This is a genomic window from Pseudomonas putida, from assembly GCF_004357765.1.
Classification (GTDB): Bacteria; Pseudomonadota; Gammaproteobacteria; order Pseudomonadales; family Pseudomonadaceae; genus Aquipseudomonas; species Aquipseudomonas putida_U.
In genome coordinates, this window is sequence record NZ_SMTE01000112.1 from 1 (window position 1) to 612 (window position 612).

The following is a 612-nucleotide window of genomic DNA, read 5'->3' on the forward strand; positions in this document are numbered from 1 at the left end:
GTGGTGCGGTCTCGCTATTGCTGCATCTGCACGGCTTGGAAGGCCTGATGCTTCATGCTGTCACGATCGTGCCCTTGCACGCGGTCCTTGTATTTGATCACTTGCCGGTCGAGCTTATCGACGAGTAGGTCGATGGCCGCATAAAGATCTTCATGGTGTGATTCGACGAAGACATCCTTACCCTTGAGGTGCAGGTTGATTTCCGCGTACTGACGCCGATCCTTCTCCTTGTGGTTATCGACCGATAGCAACACGCTGACGCCAATCACCTGATCGAAGTGCCTGATCACACGCTCCAGTTTCGTTTCCACGTACTCACGCAAAGCAGGCGTGATGTCCAGGTGGTGTCCACTGAGTTTGAAGTTCATAGCGGTTCTCCTTCTCAAGATGAGCCGCACCGGAACTGCCCGCGATGCGGCTATAAAGACTTGCGCAAATTCACTGCAGGGATCTTGAGGGCTTCGCGGTATTTGGCCACCGTCCGACGGGCCACCACGAATCCTTGTTCACCTAACAGTTCGGCAATTCTGCTATCGGACAGAGGATTCTTCGGGTCTTCGGCTCCTACAAGTTGCTTGATGAGCGCGCGTATCGCGGTGGATGACGCCGCCC

The 612-nt window shown here is 54.9% G+C and carries 1 protein-coding gene and 1 pseudogene; both read right to left on the reverse strand.

Features of this window, described 5'->3' with window-relative positions; genetic code table 11:
* Nucleotides 1-14: 14 nt before the first annotated feature.
* Nucleotides 15-368, reverse strand: coding sequence for a ribosome hibernation-promoting factor, HPF/YfiA family (hpf, locus tag E2H86_RS25740; protein ID WP_004633388.1), 354 nt, complete (start codon nt 366-368; stop codon nt 15-17).
* Between the two features lie 50 nt (nt 369-418).
* Nucleotides 419-612, reverse strand: a pseudogene (locus E2H86_RS25745) (RNA polymerase factor sigma-54); the annotation flags it as partial.

Excerpts from the sequence above, each read along its gene's own strand:
- hpf (WP_004633388.1), bottom strand. The coding sequence starts at position 368 with ATGAACTTCAAACTCAGTGGACACCACCTGGACATCACGCCTGCTTTG.